Consider the following 24,046-nt stretch of genomic DNA (forward strand, 5'->3'; position numbering starts at 1 on the left):
AGGGTCTGATTCATGGATCAACCGCCGAGCGAGACCTCAGCCACTCCCATCCCGGTATGGCCTGGCAGTGCGTACCCACTCGGTGCCACCTACGACGGCGCTGGGACCAATTTCTCGCTCTTCTCCGAGGTCGCCGAGGCCGTCGAGCTGTGCCTGATCGCCAAGGACGGAACCGAAACCCGCATTCGGATGGACGAGGTCGACGGTTACGTCTGGCATGCGTACCTTCCGTCGGTATCCCCCGGCCAGCGATACGGCTACCGCGTACACGGGCCGTACGATCCGGCTGCAGGTCTGCGATGCGATCCGAGCAAACTCCTGCTGGACCCGTACGGAAAAGCGTTCGACGGAGACTTCGACGGAGACCGTTCGCTGTTCTCGTACGACGTCGAATCGGCGGCGGACCCCGAACCTTCAGGAGACGACGAATCTCCCGCCGTGGGGCCGCAAGAGGCTACCGACGAAACGAGTTCGGAAGCCGAATCGGACGAGGTGGGCCTCGAAGACGACTCGCCCACGGGCGATCAGGAATCGGACGAGATCCTCGAGCCCGAACCCTTCGAGCCGGAACCACTCGTCGACGAACCCGCCACCATCCCTTTCCCCCAACATGATTCGCTCGGCCATACGATGTCGACCGTCGTCATCAACCCGTTCTTCGATTGGGCGTCCGACCACTCGCCGAAGCGTCCGTATCACGAGACGGTCATCTACGAAGCGCACGTCAAGGGTATGACCGCGACGCATCCCGGAGTTCCGGAGGAATTGCGCGGCACGTACGCGGGGCTCGCTCATCCGGTGATCATCGAGCACCTCACCGATCTGGGTGTCACGGCGATCGAACTGATGCCGGTCCACCAGTTCATGCACGATCAGGTGCTTCTCGACCAAGGTCTGCGAAACTACTGGGGTTACAACACCTTCGGCTTTCTCGCTCCGCACACCGACTACTCCTCGGCCACGAAACCCGATGCGGCCGTAGCGGAATTCAAAGCCATGGTGCGCAGCTTCCACCAGGCGGGTATCGAAGTGATCCTCGACGTGGTCTACAACCACACCGCCGAGGGCAATCACATGGGGCCGACCATCAGCTTCCGCGGAATCGACAATGCCGCCTACTACCGCCTGGTCGACGGCGACGAAGAGCACTACATGGACTACACCGGAACGGGCAACAGCCTCAACGCCCGTCATCCGCATACGCTGCAATTGATCATGGACTCTCTGCGGTACTGGGTCACGGAGATGCACGTCGACGGTTTCCGCTTCGACCTCGCCTCGACACTCGCCCGTGAACTGCACGACGTGGACCGCCTTTCGGCCTTCTTCGATCTCGTGCAACAGGATCCGATCGTCAGTCAGGTGAAGCTGATCGCCGAACCGTGGGACGTCGGCGAAGGCGGTTACCAGGTCGGCAACTTCCCCGGCCTGTGGACCGAATGGAACGGCAAATACCGCGACACCGTCCGCGACTACTGGCGTGGTGAGCCGGCAACGCTGGGGGAGTTCGCCTCCCGTCTCACCGGATCCTCTGATCTCTACGAGGCCACCGGACGTCGCCCTGGCGCGAGCATCAACTTCGTCATCGCTCACGACGGTTTCACCCTCCACGACCTAGTCTCGTACAACGAGAAGCACAACGAAGCCAACGGCGAGAACAACAACGACGGCGAATCGCACAACCGATCTTGGAACTGCGGGGTCGAAGGCCCCACCGACGACCCGGAAATCCTCGAACTGCGTGGCCGTCAGAGCCGGAACATACTGGCTACGCTGATGCTCAGCCAGGGCACCCCGATGCTTGCTCACGGCGACGAGATGGGCCGAACTCAGCAGGGTAACAACAACGTTTACTGCCAGGATTCGGAACTGTCATGGATGGATTGGACTCTCGCGGAAACCAACGCCGACCTCGTCGAGTTCACCAAGCGCGCAATTGCCTTGCGCGCCAAGAACCCGGTCTTCCGGCGTCGTCGATTCTTCGAGGGGCGACCTATTCGAAGCGGCGATCAGAGTCGCGACATCGCCTGGCTCACGCCGTCTGGCGAAGAGATGACTCCGGCCGACTGGGACAGCGGTTTCGGCAAGTCGTTGGCTGTCTTTCTCAACGGTGACGCGATCCCGGAACCGAACTACCGTGGCGAGCGCGTCACCGGAGATTCGTTCCTTCTCTGCTTCAACGCCCACTACGAAGATCTCGAATTCTCCACCCCCAACGCGGACTACGCGTCGGAGTGGACCGTCGTACTGGACACCTCGGTCCCCACCGGTGAGAGCGATACCGTGATCAAAGCCGGAACAACATTGGATGTAAAAGCGCGAGCATTGACGGTACTTCGCAGAACCGCTTGAGGGAGACGTGCACATGGCCCCGATAACCAGCACCTACCGACTGCAGTTGCGACCGGATGCATTCACTCTTCGTGATGCGGCCGCACAGGTGGACTACTTCGAGGCATTGGGGGTCTCACATCTCTATCTCTCCCCCATCCTCACGGCAACGTCCGGATCGACGCACGGCTACGACGTCACCGATCCGACAACCGTGTCCGAAGGACTTGGTGGCCGCGAGGCCCTGGTGGAGCTCTCGCGCGCCGTTCGATCACGTGGGATGGGCCTGATCGTCGATCTGGTCCCCAACCATGTCGGTGTCGCCAAACCTCGCGAAAATGCTTGGTGGTGGGACGTTCTCACGCACGGGCAGTCGTCGGAGTACGCGCATTTCTTCGACATCGATTGGGCCGAGGACAACGGAGCCAACGGCGCCGACGGCAAACTCTCACTCCCGGTACTGGGCAGCCCGGACGATCTCGACGCACTGACTGTCGAGAAAGATGGCGAGGAAACACTTCTCGCGTTCTACGAGCACCGCTTCCCCATCGCTGCCGGTACTGAATTCGGATCTCCACAGGAGGTGCACTCCAGGCAGTCGTACCGACTCGTACCGTGGAACGCCGGGATCGTCAACTACCGACGGTTCTTTGCCGTCAACGAACTCGCTGCGCTGCGCCAGGAGGACCCCCAAGTCTTCGAACTCTGCCATCGGCAAGTGAAGTCGTGGGTCGACGAAGGACTGATCGACGGCGTTCGCATCGATCATCCGGACGGACTCGCGAATCCGGCGGAATATCTCGGGCGCCTGCGAGAACTGATCGGACCAGATCAGTGGCTCGTGATCGAAAAGATCCTCGGCCATACGGAACCACTCGATCCGATGCTCCCGATCGACGGCACCACCGGATACGACGCCCTCAATCAGCTGGGCGGCATTTTCGTCGATCCCGCCGCCGAACTCGAATTGACCGAACTCTCGGCAGATCTGACCGGCGACGACGGGGACAGTACGTGGTTGCATCACACCGAACGTCAGTTCAAACGCGACACCGGGCGCGGTGACCTGGCACCGGAGGTTCGCAGGCTCGTACGTGCAATCCGACGCGAAACCGGAAGTCGTTGCAGTGAGACCGAACTGAACGACGCAGTTGTCGTCGCGATCGCTCGGATGCCGGTGTACCGATCCGACTACAGTCCCCTCGCCGGTTTGGCCGCTCGGATCGTCGGCGACATGCACGAATTGGCTCCCGGACATGAACCATCGTTCAACGTGTTGGCGCAATCCCTGGTGAACAGCGGTGAAGCCTCAGTTCGCTTCCAGCAGGTGTGTGGCGCTGTCATGGCCAAGTCCGTCGAAGATCGACTCTTCTATCGGACGGCGCGCCTGGTCTCACGTCAGGAAGTCGGCGGCAACCCGGCATCGCTTGCCGTCTCCGTCGCCGAATTCCATCTCCACAACGCGGACCGAGCGAAGCGGTGGCCGCGCGCGATGACGAGTCTGTCCACTCACGACACCAAACGCGGCGAGGACGTGCGGGCACGGATCGGTGTTGTGTCTCAGGTGCCGACGCTGTGGGCCCGGCTGATTCGCGAGTGGGAAGACGTGTGCCCCAGCCCTGATCCGCTTACCGGATTGTTCTTGTGGCAGAACATCATCGGTGTGTGGCCGGCGGACGGCCGCTCGGCAGCCTCGGTTCCAGAGCTGCGCGAGCGTTTGCACGCCTATGCGGAGAAAGCCGTCCGCGAGTCCGGCGCCAGAACTTCCTGGAACGATCCGGACGTCGACTTCGAGTCGGCAGTGCACCGCTGGATCGACGAGGTGATCGACGGCCCAGTCGGTGATTCGGTCAGCGAATTCGTCGGCCGGATCGCGCGTCACGGCTGGTCGGACTCTCTGGGCCAAAAGCTGCTCCAACTTCTCGGGCCCGGCGTTCCCGACGTCTACCAGGGCACTGAGCTGTGGGAGGACTCGTTGGTCGATCCGGACAACCGGCGGCTTGTCGACTACGGAACGAGGCGATCACTGCTCGATTCCGGCGCCGCGCCGATCGACGCAACCGGAACCGCAAAGTTGCACCTCGTTCGCACGGCACTGACACTGCGGCGGGAGAACCCCTCGTGGTTCGATCACGGTGAGTACCGGCCGGTCTTCGCTTCAGGTTCCGGATCCGGTCATCTGGTCGGCTTCTCGCGCGGCCCGGCAGGTGATCCGCCTATGGTCGTTGCTCTGGCGACGCGACATTCGCTCAGACTCTCGTCGCACGGTTGGAGAGATACGCGAGTGGACCTGCCAGATGGCGAATGGGTCGACGCACTGAGCGGACAACCCGTCTTGTCTTCGGATGCGCGGGACATCTTCGCTGCCGGGCCATGTGCCCTGTTGACCAGGGTGCGCTGAGCGGTTTCCGCTGACTGGGCATTCACCCCCGAAAAGAACTTCGTCGCGCTAACTTCCGAAGAGCAGATCATCACCACTAGTCGGAGGTTTGAGCATGGCCGCCAGTCGATTCACCGGAAAAGTTGCCTTCATCACCGGAGCCGCCCGTGGTCAGGGGCGCGCCGAAGCTGTCCGGCTGGCAGAAGAGGGCGCAGACATCATCGCCGTCGACGCGTGTGTTCAATTCGAATCCACCTCGTATGCCGGCGCCACCGACGACGACCTGGCCGAGACAGTCGAAATGGTCAAGGCCCTGGACCGTCGAATTGTCGCTACCAAGACCGACGTTCGCGACTTCTCTGCGCTGTCCGCGGCGCTCGCGGCCGGCATCGACGAATTGGGGCGACTTGACGTCGTCGTCGCGAACGCCGGAATCTGTTCTGCCAACATGTCCTGGGAAATCACGCCCGAGCAGTGGCAGGAAACGCTCGACGTCAACCTGACCGGCGTCTTCCACACCGCCAAGGCAGCGATCCCGCACCTGATCAAGCAAGGCACCGGTGGCTCGATCATCTTCACCAGCTCCGTCGCCGGCCTGCGCGGCCTCCCCTTCCTCGGCCATTACGTCGCGAGCAAACACGGCATCACCGGTCTGGCCAAGACGATGGCCTCGGAGTTGGGGCAGTACAACATTCGGGTCAACACCATCCACCCACACGGCGTGGAAACCGGAATGCAGATGACGGACATGCGGCCGCTCATCGACGCCAACGCCCACACACTCGGTCCGATCTTCATGCAGACCTTGCCCGACCCGGTCAGCCAGCCGGAGGACATCGCCGCCGCCGTCGCGTTCCTCGGTTCCGACGAGGCCCATCACATCACCGGCATCGCGATGCCGCTCGATCTGGGCACCCTGATCCGCTGATCGAATCTTCTCGAGTTTTTCCCGTCCTCGGGGAATATCGTTTCCCCGAGGACGGTTGCGCGAGACATGACCAAAACTGTTGTAGCGCAGACGTACGGCACGCCCGAGGTCCTGAAGCTGGTGGACGTCGATTTACCGGCACCGAAATCAGGTGAAGTCCTGGTCGACGTGAAGGCGATCGGCGTCAATCCCTTCGACTTCAAGCTCTACAGCGGCGCTTTCGGCACCGACCCCGAGAAACTTCCCATCCGCCTCGGCGGCGAGGCAGCGGGCGTCGTCTCGGCTGTCGGCGACGGCGTCACAAATGTGAACGTCGGCGACGAAGTGATCGTCAGCCCCGGCAACGGCCTCTACTCCGAACAAGTAGTCGTGCCGGTCTCCTCTGTCACCGCGAAGCCCGCAGGCATCAGCTGGGAACAGGCAGCCGGCCTCCTTCTGGTCGGCGGAACTGCAGTCGACGCCCTCGACACCATTCGGGTCGGTTCCGGCGACACCGTTCTCATCCACGGCGCGTCCGGCGGCGTCGGCGCGATCGCTGTTCAGCTGGCAGTTGGTCGCGGAGCTACGGTGATCGGCACTGCGGGAGCCTCGAATCAGGATTACGTGCGCTCGCTCGGCGCCACGCCTGTGCTCTACGGCCACGGCCTCGAAGCGCGTGTCCGTGAACTCGCGCCGAACGGCGTCGATGCGGCGTTCGACACCGCCGGAACGGACGAAGCCGTCGATGCATCTCTGGCTTTGGTCACCGACAAGAGTCGCATCGTCACCATCGTCGCGTTCGGACGCGCCCAGACCGACGGCTTCGCTTCCGTCGGCGGAGGCAATCCGGCAAGTGCGGAAGCGCGTTTGAAGGCACGATCCGAACTTGTCGAACAAGCCGGTTCCGGACACCTCATCGTGAAGATCGCCAAGACCTTCCCGCTAGCGGACGTGGCACTCGCTCACACCGAGTTGCAGAGTTCGCACCCCGCGGGAAAGTTCATCCTCGTTCCGTGACCTTCAGCTCTGTCTTGCCTAGGCCTTAGGGGCGAGTGGAACCAACAGGGTGGTGCCGAACGCGACGAGCACCGATTCGCCTTCGCGTTCGGCATGTACCTCGGCAGTGACGAACACCTGCTTGCGCCCGGCCTTGACCGAGCGCGCCGTAGCGACAAATGCGGTTCCGACGCCCGGACTCACGAAATTGACCGCGCAGTTGGACGCCGCCACGACACCTACCTGGGTGAAAGCAGCAAATCCGCACGCGGTGTCGACGAGTCCCGCCACGAGCGCAGCGTGCAGGTGTCCCGAGTACTGGCCCAGATCCTCACGCCATTCGAGCCGCAGACAAACGCGACCCGGTTCGGCCCCCGTGACTTCGAATCCGGCCCACCGGTTGAAGGCCGCCGAGGCGTTGACCGCGCGCAACTGTTCGAGCATTTCAGAATTTCCAATGTAGACCAGTCTACATAGATTGTGGTGGATCGCTGGGGTGTTTAAGCTCCAACTCGTGGCGACTCCCCCGAAACACCGCGAAGCACTCGTACGAGCTGCGGCCGATCTGTTTCGCCGCCAGGGGTATGCGGCAACGGGCCTCAACGAGATCCTCAAGTCGAGCGGGGCGCCGAAAGGTTCGCTCTACCACTACTTTCCCGGCGGCAAAGAGCAGATCGGCGAAGAGGTCGTCCGCGTCGGCGGGCAGTTGGTCACCGACACCCTGACCGAACTCGCCGACAGCCAATCGGACGCCGGGTCGCTGCTGCGCGAGTACGCGCGGTTGCTCGCCGGATGGGTGAGCGATTCGGATTTCCACGAAGGCTCGCCGATCACGACGGTGTTGTTGGAACTTGCCCCCGATTCGGAGAGCGTGACAGCCGCCGGACAGGCGGTGTATCGACAGTGGACTTCGCTACTGCGCGACACACTGATCGCGTCCGGGGTCGGACGTGCGCGAGCGGAACGGCTTGCCGTCCTGGCAGTGTCCTCGCTGGTGCGGGCTCGCGTCGAACGATCCGGTCAGCCGATTCTCGATTCCCTCGGCGAGGTCGCCGACGTGTTCGACGGAGCAATCGCCGCGGCGCACTCGCACTGAGCGAACGCGACCTGAGCGAACGGCACTCTCGGTCTCATGAAGGCGCCGAAAGGTACGTTCGCTCGGAATCGGAGGGTGACTCAGTCGGCTTCCGGGCGCCATCCCGAGCACCATCCCGAGCACCACCGCGGGCCGCGCCGATTCCTGCGACGACGACGCACGCGATACCTGCCACGGCCAGAACACTCGGAACCTGTTGCAGCACAACCAGACCGATAAGCTGCGCGAAAGCAGGCTCGAGACTCATCAGCGTGCCGAACGCCGCCGTGGACAGCCTTCGCAACGAGACCATCTCCAGAACGAACGGCACGACGGGCAGCAAGATCGCGAGTCCGAGGCCCACGAGAATCAGATGCGGAGTCAGCCGCCCGATAGCCGAGTGGCCTACGGCAATTGTCGCGGCCAACCCGGCTACCGCCATCGACACCGCCAGCCCGTTGATACCGGCAACCTCGTCGCCGACGCGCTGGGTGAGCACTATGTACATCGCCCAGCAGAGCGCCGCACCGAGTGCGTACGCCACACCGACCAGATCGACTGTCCCTGCCCATGGTTCGGTGAGAAGCACGACGCCCACGCCTGCCAGAACCGGCCACAGAACGCGGCCACGCCCCCGGAGCAATGCAACCGTCAGCGGACCCAAGAATTCCAATGCGCTTGCTGTTCCCAGCGGAAGGCGCTCCACCGCTGCCATGAACAGGAGCGTCATGCCTGCGGTGACCACACCCAGAACCACGCAAGCCAGAAACGCCTTGCGAGTGAACGCCGAAGGTCGGGGCCTGACGATGATCAGAAGAATGATGCCTGCCCAGGCGAGTCGTAGCCACGCCGCTCCGTCTGCGCCGAGCTGATCGATCAGGCCCACCGACACAGCGAGCCCGAGCTGCACGCACAACATCGCCAAAACAGCCAGGCCCACTCCGGCCCGCGCTTTCGTATCCATAGCTGAATTGAACGGGAGGCCAACCGTTCGTGTCCACGCGATTTTGACCTACATTATGTTCACGATTAGTGAATGATCGAAGGATGGAAACCCGTCGACTCCATCTCCTCCTCGAACTCTCCCGCTTGGGTTCGATGCGTGCGGTCGCCGAAGCGCACAACCTCACGACGTCGACAGTGTCCCAACAACTCGCGGCCTTGACCGCGGAGACCGGTACCGCACTGATCGAGCCCGACGGTCGCCGGGTGCGGCTGACGCCGGCCGGTCAACGGCTGGCCGAACATGCCGTCACCATCCTGGCAGCCGTCGATGCAGCTCGCCTGGACCTCGATCCGGACGCGGAACCGGTGGGGACCCTGCGAGTCGGCGGATTCGCAACTGCGATCAGAACCGCGATGCTCCCCGTCGCTCGAAGCCTGCAACGCAGTCACCCGCAGGTGGACGTGATGATCTACGAATACGAACCCGTCGAGGCTTTTGCACTCCTCGAACGCGACGATCTAGACCTCGCACTGACGTACGACTACAACCTTGCCCCCGCGTCGCCGAGCCCACTACTCGAAGCAATTCCGCTCTGGTCGACGCCATGGGGACTGTGTGTTCCCGACGACGCCAAAGCTCCCGACAAGTCCACAGAATCCGGAATCGATCTCCGCGCCTTCGCCGACACGTCATGGATAGTGAACTCACGCAACACGGCAGACGAGCGCGCTGTGCGAACCCTCGCGTCGCTGGCCGGGTTCACCCCTCGGATCACTCACCAGATCGACAGTCTCGACTTGGTCGAACTCTTGATCCTCAGTGGTTACGGCGTGGGGCTGATGCCGCTCGAACGCAAGACTCGCGAAGGCGTGCGCGTCGAACCACTCGTCGATCCGCCCGTCATCCTCACTGCCTATGCGGTGACGCGTCGCGGCCGATCGTCGTGGCCGCCGCTTCGGCTCGTGTTGGACCGACTCACGGCCTACCGATAACTCACATCCGATCAGCGTCGCCGTCGCGGCGCTGCTGCTTGGCAATTCGACGCTGCTCTTCCGCCCGCTCGCGGCACTGACGCAAGAAGGCTTCGTCCGCCGCCGGATCCTGCGCAACGGCACGTCCCGGGCGCTCGTATTCGCCGTAACCGGTTGGGCCGACGTAACCGCGGGGCGCGTTCTGTCCGCGCCCGACCACCAGCCACAGAACCGATCCCAAAGTAGGAAGGAAGATGATGATCAGAATCCAGACGACCTTGGGTAGGTACTGGATGTAGGCGTCATCTCTCGTGATGGCGTCGACGATGCAGAAAATCCACAGCAACATCGTGATGAGGCCGAACAAGGCATAGGGCACGCTGGCGATTCCTCCCGAGAATAAAAAACCCTCGCCATGCTAACGAAAACAGACCAATTAGTACATTAGATTCTGGCGAATGTTGAACTCGAGCCATCCTCGGTACGCATCGACGTCCCATCCACTGACCCGACGCAATTGCTGATGAAGCTGAGGCGAGACGAAAGCGGCAAGTATGCCCGCGGCTTTCTCGAGCGAAATCTCAGGCCTCAACAAGCCATGCTCGGAGAGACCCTCGGCTATCGACATCGCATTGACGGCCGACTGATCCGACGACTCCTCGGATAGTCGACGCATGTCGGCATCCGCACCCGAGGATTCGACCGCGACCATCATCAGAGCGCCAACACGTTCGAGCAGTCCGATGCCCTGAGCCACGATCTGGGAGACGATCCGGCGAACGTCATCGGAGTCCGAGGCCAGGTTCGGCGCGCCGAGTGGAACCTCTTCGGCATCGAGCGCCGCAGCGAGGGCCGCTTCGAAGATCTCGAGTTTCCCGCCGGGGAAGGCTGTGAACACCGTCCGATCGGCGACGCCGGCCGAGGCGGCAATCTGCTTGACGGTGGCTTTGACATACCCGTCTCGAACAAACAAGGCCGTCGCCGCATCACGAATGAGTTCACGCGTTCGCTGCGCGGAAGCTTCACGCACGCGGGAGTGGTACTGGCGTCTGCCCTCCATTGCGCACACTTTAGCCGCATTCGATGCAACGACCATGCATGGAAAGAATCGTGCAGCTCAGGAGCCTTTTCCGGGGTGATCTATCCAGCCGTCGCTACCGGGAAACACCAACGCCTCGTGGCCGTTGTCGTACCTGACCAGATACGGAGGACCGCCGTCCTCGCCGTGCACCTCGAGAACCTCGGCAGTTACCTCCGCCTGCCCCACCACGCGCCCCTGGACGTGGAGACGGTCACCCACTTCGGCATGCATCACTCCTCCTCGCTGCCCGCTCGCGCAGGCGCAGACCAACCACTGACGTTGTTCCCGCCATGCCGACTCGGAAACCCCGGGGCGAGTTGCCGTCGTGAGAAATCGCATATTCACCGAAGGTGACACCGACGGGTGAACAGTGGTTCACTCATGGGTGAATTCCCGTTCACCATCGCCGCGTGAAGGACCGTCTCTTGGCATTGCACTCGTCTCCGACCACTCGCCGTTCAAGTCGGCTCATTACCGCAATTCTCTGTCTTTCCGGCACCGTGGTCGCGCTGCAACAAACGATGGTCATTCCGTTGTTGCCCGATTTCCCGAAGATCCTCGGCGTCAGCGCTGACGACGCCTCCTGGCTCGTCACCGTCACGCTCCTCACGAGTGCCGTCGCCACTCCGATCGTCTCCCGCCTGGCAGACATGTTCGGAAAACGACGCATGATGCTGATCTCGATGACGATGATCGTGGTCGGATCACTGGTCGCGGCGATCGGCGGCAATTTTGTCGCCCTGCTCATCGGACGTGGTCTCCAGGGCTTCGCGATCTCGATGATCCCCGTCGGAATCAGCATCATGCGCGACGAACTGCCCAAGGAGAAGGTGGCGTCGGCAACAGCGTTGATGAGTGCCACTCTCGGAATCGGCAGCGCACTCGGGCTCCCGCTGTCCGGGTTGATCTTCGAGCATCTGGGCTGGCCCGCCATCTTCTGGCTCTCGGCGATCGTGGGCGTCCTGCTGATCATCGCGGTAGCCGTCGTCGTCCCGGAATCGAGTGTTCGTACCCGCGGCAAATTCGACTTCCTGGGCGCGGTCATGCTTTCGACAGCACTCACGGCGATCCTCCTCGCCATCTCCAAGGGCGCCCGTTGGGGATGGACGAGCGAACTGACATTGCTGATGTTCGTCATCGGAATCGTGACTCTCGCATTGTGGTTCCCTTACGAACTCCGCGTCACCCAGCCGATGGTCGATCTACGAACGTCGGCCAAGCGGCCTGTTCTGCTGACCAACGTCGCCTCGATCCTCGTCGGCTTCTCGATGTACGCGAACAACCTCTCCACCACCCAACAACTTCAGATGCCGAAGATCTCCGGCTACGGCTTCGAACTGGGCGTGATGGCGGCCGGACTGTGCATGATTCCGGCAGGCCTCGCGATGGTCTTCTTCGCGCCCGTCTCCGCGAACATCACGAAGCGATTCGGAGCCAAGATCACCCTGATCGTCGGCGGCACGGTGCTCGCGCTCGCCTACATCGCGCGAGTGTTCCTGACCGGTTCGATAGCACTGATCATCATCAGCGCGGCGGTGGTCAGCATCGGAACTGCAATCGCCTACTCCGCGATGCCGATGCTGATCATGCGATCGGTTCCGATCACCGAAACCGCGTCGGCAAACGGCCTCAATTCGCTGCTCCGCTCGGTCGGTACGTCGACCTCCAGCGCGGTGGTTGCCGCCATGCTCACGTCGATGGTCATCCCGTCCGGGCCGGGCGAGGGCCTTCCGTCGATCGACGCCTTCAAGAACATCTTCTGGCTGGCCGCCATCGCCGCCGTGGCTGCTGCCGCTGCCGCTGCGTTCATTCCTCGCCGCGGCGCAAAACCGGAAGCGGCACTTCGCCCGGTGACCCCGGAAGGGTTCGAGCTTCCCGACGCCGCCGTGTCCGAAACGGAAATTGTGGTTGCCGGTCGTGTGGTCCGGGCCGACAGCCGACCGATCCGGCAGGCCGTTGTCACCGTGATGGATATGGAGGGTCGACCGATTGACTGGAGTCGCGCCGACAACGAGGGCAACTTCTCCCTCGCCCTACCCCGGCCCGGCCGGTACCTGGTGGTCACGAGCGCCGACGGTTGGTCCCCGAGATCACAGGTAATCAGCTTCGACAGCGCGCAATCGACGCACACCGTCGAACTCGGTGACCGCCTCACCATCTCCGGCAAGGTCGGAGTCGGCGGCCGAACAACCTCGGGAACCGTCGTCACACTCACGAAACCGACCGGCGAATTCGTCGCATCCACGGTCACCGACGGAACCGGGCACCACGGAATCGCACTTCCCACATCCGGCCGGTACATCCTGACCGCGCTGACCGAGAGCGGACACGGCACATTGGCTCGTCAGATAGCGGTCATCGCGCAGTCCACCGTCGTCGATTTCGACGTACCCGTCGATGCCGAGCCGTTGACGACAGTATGAACGCCAGTACGAGCAACCGAACGCATGGCGATCGGGTATCGAGGCGGAGGCGAGCGACATGAGCAGCGGCGAAGCCAGCATCCTCACAGCAGCGAAAGCCTTGTTCGCGGAACGAGGTTACGCATCGACGACCATCAAGGACATCGCGGTCGCAGCCGGCTACTCCCCTGCCCTGGTCATGAAGATCTACGGCAGCAAAGCTCGGCTGTACTCGGCTGCGATCCCGTCCGCACCTCCGATGGACGAGGATCCGAATGCCGACGCCACCGGAGACATCGGCTGTCAACTGGTCGAGAAACTTGTCGCTCGTAGAGAATCCGACGAAACCGATCCGTGGGCAATGCTCGCAGTACACGTTCACGAGGCGCCAGATCCGGCCGCCGCTCGGGCCGAGATCAAGCAACGATACGTTCACGGGATCGCGCGCCGCATCGGCGACACGGAGCCCGGTTTGGTACGCAGCCAGATCGTCGTCTCACTGCTGCTCGGACTGGCCACCGGCATGCGGACGCTCGAACTCCTCGGTGAGGATTCACTGTCGTCGGAGGATCTGATCCGGCGCTACGGAAGGCTGATTCAAATAGCCGTCGACGAAATCGAACCGGTATCCGAGCACGAATCGTTCATCAGTGACACGGTGGAGGAATGACTACTTACCGATACCTCGACGCCGACCGGAATCTCCTCGAAGAGAAAGATTTCGAAACCGAGCAGGACGCACAGGAATACCGACTCTCCGTCCTCGGTGCCGAACACATCGAGCCCACCGACGAATGACGCCTCCGCAAAGGAAGCCGAAGCAAGGCATTCTGTAGCGTCGAGACCATGCCTGTAGCTTGCTTGGGATCGATCACCCTCGATTGCAGTGATCCACAACGCCTTGCGGAATTCTGGCGAAATATGCTGGGCGGCGAAATCACGTACAACACTGAGAAGTTTGCGACCGTCAGCACAGGCGGTGGCCAGATCACCGCAATCCGCATCGACGAACACCGCCCGAGCACGTGGCCGATGGCTGCAATACCGAAGCAGATTCATCTGGATTTAGTGGTCGATGATCTGGACATCGCACAGGAGCAAGCTGTCAGCCTCGGTGCTCAAATCGGTAGCCGGCAGAACGCGCCGGAGCGTTGCCGGGTTCTACTCGATCCCGCTGGTCATCCGTTCTGTTTGTGTCTGGCGGGTCCGAATCTGTCGCCGTGGTCAATGCCTGGCGAATCTGCGTGAGTTCGTCGATCAGAGCTTGAACGCGCCGCTCGATTTCGTCACGGATCGGGCGAACTGCTTCAAGGCCCTGTCCGGCCGGGTCGTCGAGAACCCAGTCTCGGTAACTCTTGCCGGGGAAGATCGGGCACGTGTCGCCGCAGCCCATGGTGATGACGACATCCGAATCCTGGACGGCGTCGACAGTGAGGATCTTCGGAGACTGCGCTGAGATGTCGATACCGCGCTCTGCCATCGCCTCGACCGCTGCCGAATTGACGGTCTCGGCGGGTGCGGATCCGGCGGAACGGACCTCGATGGCGTCGCCTGCGAGATGGCTCAGGAATCCCGCGGCCATCTGAGATCGACCGGCATTGTGGACGCAGACGAACAACACCGATGGTTTGCTCATGACCTCGCTCTTTCTCGACTGGATGAAACCTCTTCGACTGCAAAGCGTTTGCGTAGTGCAAGGGAGACATAGACCAGCCCGACGAGCACCGGTACCTCGATCAGCGGGCCGACGACACCGGCAAGAGCTTGCCCCGAGGTGGCGCCGTAGGTGGCGATGGCTACCGCGATCGCGAGTTCGAAGTTGTTGCCCGCGGCGGTGAACGCCAGGGTCGTGGTGCGTTCATAGCCCAATCCGATTGCGGCGCCGAGGATGTAGCCTCCGCCCCACATGAGCGCGAAGTACGCGAGCAAGGGCAGCGCGATCCGGACGACATCCCAAGGCTGGGAGGTGATCTGTTCGCCCTGCATCGAGAAGAGCACGACGATGGTGAACAGCAGACCGTAGAGCGCCCAGGGGCTGATCTTGGGGATGAACTTGTTGTCGTACCAGTCGCGGCCTTTGGCGCGTTCGCCGAAGAAGCGGGACAGAAAACCTGCCAGCAGCGGGATACCGAGGAAGATCAGAACGGATTTGGCGATCTGCCAGGGCGAGGTGTCGATGGTGGTCTGTTCGAGGCCGAGCCACCCGGGCAGGACCGAGAGGTAGAACCAACCGAGCACGGCGAACATGATCACCTGGAACACCGAATTGATGGCGACCAGCACCGCGGCGGCTTCGCGGTCTCCGCAGGCCAGGTCGTTCCAGATGATCACCATCGCGATGCAGCGAGCGAGACCGACGATGATCAAACCGGTTCGGTATTCCGGCAGGTCAGGAAGAAACAGCCAGGCGAGGGCGAACATCAGCGCCGGGCCGAGAACCCAGTTCAGGAACAGGGAGCCGGCGAGGAGTTTCTTGTCCCCGGTGACTGTGTCGAGGCGGTCGTAGCGGACCTTCGCCAGGACCGGGTACATCATGATCAGCAGACCGAGGGCGATCGGTAGCGAGATGCCGTCGATCTGCACCTTGTCCAGGGCAGTGTTCACACCGGGGATCCAGCGTCCAACCAGCAGGCCGACGACCATGGCCACGCCGATCCAGACCGCCAGATAGCGGTCGAGGGTGGAGAGTTTTCCGACGACTTCGGGGTGTTCGGTGGTGGCAGCGGTGTTGCTCATGCGGTGACCTCAGCGCAAGCGTCCACGGCACTCACGCTCGCACCTTCTACCAGCAGAACGGCGGAAAGCTGTTGCAGCGCAGCCGGAATAACCCAGTAGTACACCCAGGTCCCGCGTCGTTCACAATCGAGCAGCCCGGCCTGGCGCAACACCTTCAGGTGATGCGAGATAGTCGGCTGAGACAAGTCGAACGAGTCGGAGATTTCGCAGACGCAGGCTTCACCACCCTCGTGACTTGCCACCAAGCTGAGCAAGCGGAGACGAACCGGATCGCCGAGGGCCTTGAACATCCGAGACAAGTCGCCGGCCCAATCCTCGGTCAACGGTTCACGAACGAGCGGGGTGCAGCAAGCCTCGGAGTCCGTCAGCTCTTGATTCGACATTCTTCGATATTGACAGATATCGAATCAACGCGCAATCGGGCATCCGGTCAGCCGGATCCCGGACTCATCCCTCGGCGATCGCCGTTCGACGCTCGAGCAGAACAGTGTCGCGCCACACGCCGTCGAGTTCGGCGATCTTCTCGCGAAGGCCGACCGTTCGAAACCCGGCCGAATGATGGAGCGAGATGGAGGCACGGTTCTCCGGGAACATCGACGTCTGCAGAGTCCAGAGTCCGTCGGCGTCGGCGGCCATGACTTGCTTGCGCAACAACGCCTTTCCGACGCCACGACCACGCATGCCGTCCGCAACGTACACGGAGTTCTCGGCAACCCCGCGGTAGCAGTCACGCTCGGAAACCGGACTCAACGCAGCCCATCCGACAACAACACCCCCGACAGTCGCCACCCATCGATGCTGCGGCAGCCACCGTTCGTGGAGATGCTCACGCGAGGGGACCTCAGCGGCAAAGGCGGCATTTCGGGTGTCGATACCCTCGCCGTAAATACGGCGAACCGCATCCCAGTCGTCGTCGATCATGACCCGGACAGAGACATCGTCGGGCAGATCACTCGGGCAGCACGGACGCGGAGCAAGGACTCCCATCACCACATCCGCCGCCTGCGGCAAGGCAACGCAACACGTCGGACTCATCGCGACGACCGTGCTCGTCCCTTCCTTACGCATGGTCACAAAACCCACATCGGCGAGCTTGCGCAGGTGGTGCGACACCGTCGGTTGCCCGATCCCCAACGCCTCGGCGAGCGCTCCGACGGTAATACCACCGACCGCGCTCGCTACCCGGTGAAGCAATCGGACGCGCATCGGCTCGGCAAGGCAGGCGAACCACTGCGCGTAGGTATCGGCATCGCCCTGCGCGAGGACGGAAGAACGGATCTGATCCGGGTCCGAATCTCCGACTCGCACCGTCGGAGTCTGCAGCGAAGTCATCTCTCCACTATATCGACAGCTGTCGATGGTTGCCTACATTGATGATCGTCGATACAGTTCTCCGTAGATCGATAATCGTCGATGAAAGGCACGAAAATGAACCCCCTACCCGTTGTCGTGATCGGGGCCGGCCCGATCGGCCTGGCAGCCGCAGCAGAACTGCGCGAGCGCGGACTCACACCCCTTGTATTCGAGCGCGGAACCACAGCCGGTGCTGCGATCTCCGAGTGGAATCACGTTCGACTGTTCTCCCGGTGGTCCGAACTCGTCTCCCCCGCCGCGCGGCGACTCCTCGACCAGAATGGATGGAGCTCACCCGACGGGCAGACCTATCCGACCGGCCGGCAATGGCGCGAGCTCTACCTCGAACCACTCGCCTCGGCCCTCGCCGACCTGGTCCAGTTCGACACCGAGGTGATCGGCGTCGCTCGACGCGGACGTGACCTGGTCGTCGACGCCGGACGCGACAGCGAACCCCTCTCGATTCACCTGCGGCGCCGGGACGGAACCGAGGATCGGATGTTCGCCCAGGCCATTGTGGATGCGTCCGGCACCTGGGGCACCCCGAACCCGCTCGGTGGTGAAGGTCTTCCTGCGCTCGGCGAAGGCGCTGTGGGTACTGCGATCCGGTACCGGGTTCCTGATCTCGACGATCCGGCAGTGCGGGCACAGTTCGCCGGAACGCACACCGTCATCGCAGGTAGTGGCCACTCCGCGCTGACGGCGATCGTTGCGCTGTCAGGGTTGGCAGAGCAGGCTCCGAGCACCCGCATCACCTGGGCGGTCCGCCGAGGAAACATCGGCTCTGCATTCGGAGGCGGCGACGCTGACGAACTGCCCGCGCGCGGCGCCCTGGGATTGCGCGCAAAGAAGGCCGTCGAGGATGGCCTGTTGAGCGTCGTCAGCGGCTTCCGCACCACAGAGGTGACAACTACCCCTTCGGGACAACTCATACTTGCCTCCGATGCGGGTGATCGCATCGAGAACGTGGACAACGTCATAACGCTGACCGGCTTCCGCCCCGATCTGTCCTGGCTCTCGGAAATTCGACTCGGCCTCGACCCGGTCTTACAAGCACCGGTCGAGCTTGCTCCGCTGATCGACCCGAACGTCCACTCGTGCGGCACCGTTTACCCGCATGGCGCGAAGGAGCTTCGCCATCCGGAGCCGGGGGTGTACTTGGCAGGAATGAAAAGCTACGGCCGAGCACCCACCTTCCTGGCGATGACCGGCTACGAGCAGGTTCGCAGCATCGCAGCCGAGCTCGCCGGCGATCACGAGGCAGCGGCCCGTGTCGAGTTGATCCTTCCGGAGACCGGAGTCTGCGGCGGCGCAGGCATTTTCGACGAACCTGACACAGCAGAAACCGACACAGGGAAAGCCGAGGGCGGATGCTGCAGCGCCCCCGCTCCGAAACTGATCACGCTGTCTGCACCGTCCGGCAACACCTGCGGATAGAAACAGTCCTTGACGACGGAACCAGCCCGCCGGGCTGCCACATCCGGCCGAACAAGGCATGCTGATCGTGTGCATACATTCGAGGTCTGGGCGCCAACACCGGAATCGGTCCGGGTCGAAGTCGACGGCATCACGCACGAGATGGACCGGACCGACGACGGGTGGTGGCGCGCCGAGGTCGACTGCGACAACCGCGCTCGCTACGGCTTTGTCGTCGACGGTGAAACACTCCCGGATCCGCGTTCACCACGCCAGCCCGAAGGCGTGCATCTCCGCTCCCAACTGCACCAACTCGACGAGGCGTCCTGGACCGACTCTCAGTGGACCGGACGACAACTCCCAGGATCATCGGTCTACGAACTGCACATCGGAACGTTCACCCCCGAAGGAACATTCGACGCCGCGATCGAACGTCTCGATCACCTGGTAGACCTCGGCGTCGGCTTCGTGGAAATCATGCCGGTCAACGGCTTCAACGGAACTCACAACTGGGGCTACGACGGTGTGCTCTGGTACACGGTCCACGAGATCTACGGTGGCCCGGACGGATTGCAACGCTTGGTGAATGCGGCCCACGAACGCGGACTCGGCCTGATTCTTGACGTGGTCTACAACCACCTGGGCCCGTCGGGCAACTACCTCGAAAAGTTCGGCCCCTACATTGCCGATGGAGCGAACACCTGGGGCCGAACGATCAACATCGGAGGCCCGCAGTCGGGCGAGGTTCGCGAGTACATCATCGGCAATGCCCTGCGATGGATGCGCGATTTCCACATCGACGGTCTACGCCTCGACGCCGTCCACGCGTTGGTCGATCACACCGGAACGCACATCCTCGAGGAACTCGCCGTCCGAACGGAAACACTGTCGGCCCATCTGGGTCGACCGCTCACGTTGATCGCCGAAAGCGATCTCAACGACGCCACTCTGATCACGCCACGAGCGGCCGGCGGGTTCGGCTTGGACGCGCAGTGGGACGACGACATCCACCACACCATTCACACGGCCGTGTCCGGCGAACGCCAGGGTTATTACGCCGACTTCGGATCCTTGGAATCCCTTGCAAATACATTGCGGCGCGGTTTCTTCCACGCCGGAACGTATTCCTCGTTCCGTGGACGGGTTCACGGCCGGCCGATCGACATCACGCATCAGCCCGCCAGCGCCCTGCTCGCATACACGTGCACCCACGATCAGATCGGCAACCGCGCGATCGGGGACCGCCCGAGCGCCTATCTGACGCCAGGACAATTGGCGATCAAGGCGGCGCTGGTCCTGCTCTCGCCGTACACGCCGATGCTGTTCATGGGCGAGGAATGGGGAGCGACCACTCCGTTCCAGTTCTTCACCTCGCATCCGGAACCGGAACTCGGCGAGGCCACTGCCAAAGGCCGCAAAGCGGAGTTCGCGGCGCACGGCTGGAACAGTGACGACATTCCGGATCCGCAAGACCCACAGACATTTCTGCGATCGAAACTGGACTGGGACGAGCGAGACGACGAGACACGCGCTCGCGTCCTGGCCTGCTATCGCGATCTACTTGCCCTGCGCAGGAAGCGAATCGAGATCACCGACCCTTGGCTGGGGCACCTGCACGTCGACTACGACGAGGACGACCAGTGGATCACCCTGCGCCGCGGCGCATTACAGATCGTGTGCAATCTGGGAACGGACGCGGCCTCGGTCCCGGCCGGCGGAACCCCCATCCTCTGGTGGGATCCGCCGACACAGGACGAGACCGCGTCCGCAACAGTGGTGCCGGGGCACTCGTTCGTCGTACTCGAAAGCTGACTAACTCTCGAAATTCCGGTATTAACGCTTCGCGTTCTCTGGTGTACTCCGCAGCATCCTCAACACCAATGCGGCACTGACGAACAGAACCAAAGCTGTTGCACCGGCAGCAACGTGCATACCGTCGACAAACGCCTACTTCGCGGAATCGGCAAGCACCGAACCGAGTTCACCAGGTAGGTACGTTGCTTCCTGCAGGGCACCGCCGAGTGTGCCCTGTGCAGCATGCGCCTGATCTGCTTCGAGCATCGAGGTGTCGATTCCCTTGCGGAAGATCGCCATCACCACGCTGCCCAGAATCGCCACGCCGAGCGCGATGCCGAGTTCGTACGCGGTCTCCGACACAGCGGACGCAGCGCCGGCACGCTCGGGTTCCACCGAGCTGACCACGAGATCCGATGTCAACGTCAACGCGACACCGACACCAGCACCGGCCAGACCGAAGCCGAGCACGAACATCAACGGGCCGCTGTCGACGCCGAGCGCGAGCAGCATCGCAGCACCGATACCGGCAACCGCGAGGCCCGCGCTGAGCACGTGAGACACCGACCACCGGCGAATCAACCAGGCCGCCGCAACCGCGGTGAATGCGCTGAGCAACATACCCGGGAGCATCAGCAGCCCGGCGTCGAGCGCCGAGTTACCGAGCACCAACTGCAGGTACTGCGAGCCGAAGAACAGGACACCTGCCAGCGCGAAGATCGAGAGCAGGTTGGTGATGACGGCGGTGGAGAACGACGCGTTGGCAAACAGCTTCAGATCCAACATCGGATCCTTCAGCATCCGCTGACGACGCACGAACACGTAACCCGCCGCGAGACCAACGAGGCCGATCACCAGCAACGTGATGCTGACGCCGTGCACCACGGATTCCTTGACCGCGTACACCAGCGGCAACATGGTCGCCATCGACAGACCAGCGCTGATGAGGTCGAATCGACCCGGATTGGGGTCCTTCGACTCCGGGATCAGGATCGGGCCGAGTACAACCAGCGCGATCATGACCGGAATGTTGATCAAGAAGACCGAACCCCACCAGAAGTGCTCGAGCAACCAACCACCGACCAAAGGGCCTGCCGCGGTACCGCCACCGGCCATCGCGCCCCAGACACCGATCGCCTCGGTGCGCTGACGCGGGTTGACGAAGATCGTGCGGATCAGACCGAGGGTGGCCGGCATCAGCGTTGCACCGGAAATACCCTGCAGCACGCGGGCGGCAATGAGCATCTCGGGACTGACAGCGAGAGCGGCGATGATCGAGGCGAGACCGAAGCCGACTGCGCCGATCAGGAGCAGTTTTCGCCTACCGATCCGGTCGCCGAGCGTACCCATGGTGATGAGCAGACCGGCGAGCACGAACGAATAGACGTCGATGATCCACAGCAACTGCGTGCTGCTCGGTTCGAGGTCGGCGCTGATGAACGGAAGCGCAAGATCGAGCACCGTGCCGTCGACTGCGATGAGCAACACAGCAAAGGCAAGGACTATCAAGCCCGCCCAGTCACGCTTTGTCGCCCGAACCTCGTCGGGATTGATTGCAGACGTCTGATCTGCCGACACTGACATTGCTCCCCTGCGACTTTCTCTGAGTTCTTTCGAAAAGACTTCACTGCACCGTCCAGCCGGTACAGTAGGTCTACGGTAACAGTGAACCGTCCGAGCGGTAAAGTTATTTCCGGGTAGGGTCACATCACATGGCTGCCGACACTCGCGATCGAATTCTCGACGCACTGGAGAAGCTGCTGCTGGTCAGCGGCGTCGCCCAAGTCACGCTCGAAGGCGTTGCCGCCGAAGCCGGGGTTTCCAAGGGCGGACTTCTCTATCACTTCCCCAGCAAGGAAGCACTGCTCGCGGCGATGGTCCGCAGACTCGGAGAACGCTCGGATCAGCAACTCGAAGACGCCGTAGCCGGCGGTACGACGGTCACCGAGTTCTATCTGCAGATCCCCGATGCGAACGAAAGCGAAGAACTCTCACTCTTCCGGTCGATCATCGCGGCACTGCGAACAGTCGACGGACAACACGACGAGATCCAGAAAGCCGTCACCCACGTGATGCGGAGCTGGGACAAGGGCCTTCAGACCGAGATCGCCGACCCTGTGCAGGCCGAGATCATCCGACTCGTCGGCGACGGCCTGTATCTGGCGGCCATGCTCGGGCTCCCCCAGCCGGATCCCGAATTGCATCGACAGGTGGTCGAGCGACTGCGGCCCTGACCGGGGGCGTCCCTTACGTCAGATAGCGGTACGCCGGGCTTCCCGGCTCGAGCCTCTCGGACTGCATCGGCGCGCGCTCCATCCGCTCGAGTAACGCCGCCAACCCGTCGGCGGAACCGAGTTCGATACCCACCAACGCGGCACCCGTCTCGCGATTGTTTCGCTTGACGTACTCGAACAGCGCGATGTCGTCGTCCGGCCCGAGCACGTCCGAGAGGAAGCGACGGAGCGCTCCCGGTTCCTGCGGAAAGTCGACCAGGAAGTAGTGCTTGAGCCCGAGGTGAACGAGCGAACGCTCGAGGATTTCGCCGTAACGAGAGACGTCGTTGTTGCCACCGGAGATCAGGCACACGACGGTCGAACCCGGCTCGAACGTCAAATTCTGAAGTGCCGCAACGGAAAGCGCTCCCGCGGGTTCGGCGATGATGCCCTCGCTCTGATACAGCTCGAGCATCGCCGTGCAGATAGCGCCCTCGTCGATCTGATTGACGACAAACGATCCCGAACCGGACCGTGTCTGAAGTTGACGAGCCACGAGCGGCAACGACGCGTGCGACACCACGGCGGCACCCAGACGTGAGACGACCTCGTAGGGAACATCGCCGATCCTCTTGACCGCTGCTCCGTCGACAAATGGATCGACGTCGGGAAGAGTCACCGGGCCCCCGGCAACAAGAGCGGCCGTCATTGACGCCGCACCGGACGGCTCGATCCCGACGATCGACGTCTTCGGCGACCGTTCGTGCAGGTAGGTGGCGATGCCCGCAATGCAACCGCCGCCGCCGACCGGCACGACGATCGTGTCGAGAGGGGCGTCCAATTGCGTGAGAATCTCCGCTGCAATGGTTCCTTGCCCCGCAGCGGTGCGCACGTCGTCGAACGGCGGAACCATGGTTGCGCCGGTTTCGGCTACGTCCTCCGCGGCCGCAGCAGCGGCGGCGTCATAGGTCTCACCGATCATGAACAGTTCGACAAACGCTCCACCGTGCGCGCGGATGCGATCACGCTTCTGCTTGGGGGTATTGGCCGGAACGTAGATCCGACCCTTGATCTGCATCGTTCGGCACGCGAAAGCAACACCCTGCGCATGGTTACCGGCACTGGCAGTCACTACGCCGGCACCGCGTTCGGCCTCGTTGAGCTGAGCGATCAGGTTGTACGCGCCACGAATCTTGTACGAACGAACGCCCTGGAGGTCCTCACGCTTGAGATACACGTGTGCCCCGGTCAACGCCGAAAGACGATCGCTGTACTGCAGGGGCGTCGCCGCAATGACGTGCTGAATTCGCTCGATGGCCGCGTCGATCTCCTGCGCGTCGAGCGCGGGGACGGTGGACTTCGTTACTACGACATCGGGCGAGTTAGACACCCCGCCATTTTCGCACGTCGGAGATCAACCTTCCCACCACCCCGCCCCGCATGGT

General features: G+C 62.6%; 22 protein-coding genes and 2 pseudogenes. 13 read left to right on the top strand and 11 right to left on the bottom strand.

The window, feature by feature from the left end; genetic code table 11:
- The first annotated feature begins 12 nt into the window (after positions 1 to 12).
- The 4 genes from glgX to V3587_RS19120 all read left to right on the top strand — a co-directional run bounded on the left by glgX (position 13) and on the right by V3587_RS19120 (position 6,635).
- Positions 13 to 2,352: a glycogen debranching protein GlgX gene (gene glgX, locus V3587_RS19105; protein ID WP_030537109.1), complete on the top strand. Its 2,340-nt coding sequence runs from the start codon at positions 13 to 15 to the stop codon at positions 2,350 to 2,352.
- A gap of 13 nt (positions 2,353 to 2,365) precedes the next feature.
- Positions 2,366 to 4,732, top strand: coding sequence for a malto-oligosyltrehalose synthase (gene treY / locus V3587_RS19110; RefSeq protein WP_064075428.1), 2,367 nt, complete (start codon positions 2,366 to 2,368; stop codon positions 4,730 to 4,732).
- A gap of 94 nt (positions 4,733 to 4,826) precedes the next feature.
- Positions 4,827 to 5,639 (top strand): mycofactocin-coupled SDR family oxidoreductase, encoded by an 813-nt coding sequence (locus V3587_RS19115; protein WP_047270120.1) that lies wholly within the window; start codon positions 4,827 to 4,829, stop codon positions 5,637 to 5,639.
- 66 nt (positions 5,640 to 5,705) lie between these two features.
- On the top strand, positions 5,706 to 6,635 hold the full coding sequence (locus tag V3587_RS19120) for an NADP-dependent oxidoreductase (RefSeq protein ID WP_047270119.1): 930 nt from the start codon (positions 5,706 to 5,708) through the stop codon (positions 6,633 to 6,635).
- A gap of 18 nt (positions 6,636 to 6,653) precedes the next feature.
- Here the strand turns inward: V3587_RS19120 and V3587_RS19125 are convergent, their stop codons facing one another.
- Positions 6,654 to 7,058 (bottom strand): PaaI family thioesterase, encoded by a 405-nt coding sequence (locus V3587_RS19125; protein WP_283377191.1) that lies wholly within the window; start codon positions 7,056 to 7,058, stop codon positions 6,654 to 6,656.
- Positions 7,059 to 7,128: 70 nt separating this feature from the next.
- On the opposite strand from V3587_RS19125, the gene V3587_RS19130 reads away from it, so the two are divergent.
- Complete coding sequence (locus tag V3587_RS19130) at positions 7,129 to 7,710, top strand: TetR/AcrR family transcriptional regulator (protein ID WP_283377192.1); 582 nt, start codon at positions 7,129 to 7,131, stop codon at positions 7,708 to 7,710.
- A gap of 34 nt (positions 7,711 to 7,744) precedes the next feature.
- Here the strand turns inward: V3587_RS19130 and V3587_RS19135 are convergent, their stop codons facing one another.
- On the bottom strand, positions 7,745 to 8,653 hold the full coding sequence (locus V3587_RS19135) for an EamA family transporter (RefSeq protein ID WP_065456576.1): 909 nt from the start codon (positions 8,651 to 8,653) through the stop codon (positions 7,745 to 7,747).
- An 83-nt stretch (positions 8,654 to 8,736) separates the two neighbouring features.
- Between V3587_RS19135 and V3587_RS19140 the strand changes: the two genes are divergently transcribed.
- Positions 8,737 to 9,627, top strand: a complete 891-nt coding sequence (locus tag V3587_RS19140; protein ID WP_042450139.1) for a LysR family transcriptional regulator — start codon at positions 8,737 to 8,739, stop codon at positions 9,625 to 9,627.
- A gap of 1 nt (position 9,628) precedes the next feature.
- Here V3587_RS19140 and V3587_RS19145 read toward each other — a convergent pair whose 3' ends face one another.
- The 3 genes from V3587_RS19145 to V3587_RS19155 are packed head-to-tail and all read right to left on the bottom strand — an operon-like array spanning position 9,629 to position 10,918.
- Positions 9,629 to 9,985 carry a PLD nuclease N-terminal domain-containing protein gene (locus tag V3587_RS19145; protein ID WP_003941757.1) on the bottom strand — a complete coding sequence of 119 codons (357 nt, stop codon included), beginning with the start codon at positions 9,983 to 9,985 and terminating at the stop codon, positions 9,629 to 9,631.
- Between the two features lie 57 nt (positions 9,986 to 10,042).
- Positions 10,043 to 10,666: a TetR/AcrR family transcriptional regulator gene (locus V3587_RS19150; RefSeq protein ID WP_283377193.1), complete on the bottom strand. Its 624-nt coding sequence runs from the start codon at positions 10,664 to 10,666 to the stop codon at positions 10,043 to 10,045.
- Positions 10,667 to 10,723: 57 nt separating this feature from the next.
- Entirely contained in the window at positions 10,724 to 10,918 is a 195-nt protein-coding gene (locus V3587_RS19155) for a DUF1918 domain-containing protein (protein WP_003941743.1), read from the bottom strand.
- A 179-nt stretch (positions 10,919 to 11,097) separates the two neighbouring features.
- Here V3587_RS19155 and V3587_RS19160 point away from each other — a divergent pair, with 179 nt between their 5' ends.
- From V3587_RS19160 to V3587_RS19175, 4 genes are all read left to right on the top strand, one after another.
- A complete protein-coding gene (locus V3587_RS19160) occupies positions 11,098 to 13,110 on the top strand; it encodes an MFS transporter (protein ID WP_283377194.1) in 2,013 nt (670 codons plus the stop codon).
- A gap of 58 nt (positions 13,111 to 13,168) precedes the next feature.
- Positions 13,169 to 13,759, top strand: a complete 591-nt coding sequence (locus V3587_RS19165; RefSeq protein WP_003941800.1) for a TetR/AcrR family transcriptional regulator — start codon at positions 13,169 to 13,171, stop codon at positions 13,757 to 13,759.
- Positions 13,756 to 13,887, top strand: a complete 132-nt coding sequence (locus tag V3587_RS19170; RefSeq protein ID WP_256082667.1) for a hypothetical protein — start codon at positions 13,756 to 13,758, stop codon at positions 13,885 to 13,887. The genes V3587_RS19165 and V3587_RS19170 overlap by 4 nt, the downstream gene beginning before the upstream one ends.
- A gap of 123 nt (positions 13,888 to 14,010) precedes the next feature.
- Entirely contained in the window at positions 14,011 to 14,337 is a 327-nt protein-coding gene (locus tag V3587_RS19175; RefSeq protein WP_230691664.1) for a VOC family protein, read from the top strand.
- Here V3587_RS19175 and V3587_RS19180 read toward each other — a convergent pair.
- The 4 genes and pseudogenes from V3587_RS19180 to V3587_RS19195 all read right to left on the bottom strand — a co-directional run.
- A pseudogene (locus tag V3587_RS19180) lies at positions 14,336 to 14,725 on the bottom strand (arsenate reductase ArsC); the annotation flags it as partial. The gene V3587_RS19175 and the pseudogene V3587_RS19180 overlap by 2 nt on opposite strands.
- The gene (gene arsB, locus V3587_RS19185; protein ID WP_003941673.1) at positions 14,722 to 15,825 is read right to left on the bottom strand and encodes an ACR3 family arsenite efflux transporter; all 1,104 of its coding nucleotides are present in this window, start codon (positions 15,823 to 15,825) and stop codon (positions 14,722 to 14,724) included. The gene arsB and the pseudogene V3587_RS19180, both read right to left, overlap by 4 nt.
- Positions 15,822 to 16,208 (bottom strand): ArsR/SmtB family transcription factor, encoded by a 387-nt coding sequence (locus V3587_RS19190; RefSeq protein ID WP_283377195.1) that lies wholly within the window; start codon positions 16,206 to 16,208, stop codon positions 15,822 to 15,824. Before V3587_RS19190 ends, arsB begins: the two co-directional genes overlap by 4 nt.
- A gap of 64 nt (positions 16,209 to 16,272) precedes the next feature.
- Positions 16,273 to 17,157 (bottom strand): helix-turn-helix domain-containing GNAT family N-acetyltransferase, encoded by an 885-nt coding sequence (locus V3587_RS19195; RefSeq protein WP_283377196.1) that lies wholly within the window; start codon positions 17,155 to 17,157, stop codon positions 16,273 to 16,275.
- A 96-nt stretch (positions 17,158 to 17,253) separates the two neighbouring features.
- On the opposite strand from V3587_RS19195, the gene V3587_RS19200 reads away from it, so the two are divergent.
- Positions 17,254 to 18,615 (top strand): NAD(P)-binding domain-containing protein, encoded by a 1,362-nt coding sequence (locus V3587_RS19200; protein WP_058039464.1) that lies wholly within the window; start codon positions 17,254 to 17,256, stop codon positions 18,613 to 18,615.
- A gap of 69 nt (positions 18,616 to 18,684) precedes the next feature.
- A complete protein-coding gene (gene treZ / locus V3587_RS19205) occupies positions 18,685 to 20,406 on the top strand; it encodes a malto-oligosyltrehalose trehalohydrolase (RefSeq protein ID WP_058039463.1) in 1,722 nt (573 codons plus the stop codon).
- 21 nt (positions 20,407 to 20,427) lie between these two features.
- Here treZ and V3587_RS19210 read toward each other — a convergent pair.
- Positions 20,428 to 21,972, bottom strand: a pseudogene (locus V3587_RS19210) (MFS transporter).
- A 128-nt stretch (positions 21,973 to 22,100) separates the two neighbouring features.
- Between V3587_RS19210 and V3587_RS19215 the strand changes: the two are divergent.
- On the top strand, positions 22,101 to 22,622 hold the full coding sequence (locus V3587_RS19215; RefSeq protein ID WP_007733148.1) for a TetR/AcrR family transcriptional regulator: 522 nt from the start codon (positions 22,101 to 22,103) through the stop codon (positions 22,620 to 22,622).
- A gap of 13 nt (positions 22,623 to 22,635) precedes the next feature.
- On the opposite strand, the gene ilvA is transcribed toward V3587_RS19215, so the two are convergent.
- Positions 22,636 to 23,991, bottom strand: a complete 1,356-nt coding sequence (gene ilvA, locus V3587_RS19220) for a threonine ammonia-lyase IlvA (RefSeq protein WP_007733150.1) — start codon at positions 23,989 to 23,991, stop codon at positions 22,636 to 22,638.
- Positions 23,992 to 24,046 lie beyond the last annotated feature (55 nt).

The organism is Rhodococcus sp. IEGM 1306, assembly GCF_036541985.1.
Classification (GTDB): Bacteria; Actinomycetota; Actinomycetes; order Mycobacteriales; family Mycobacteriaceae; genus Rhodococcus_F; species Rhodococcus_F qingshengii.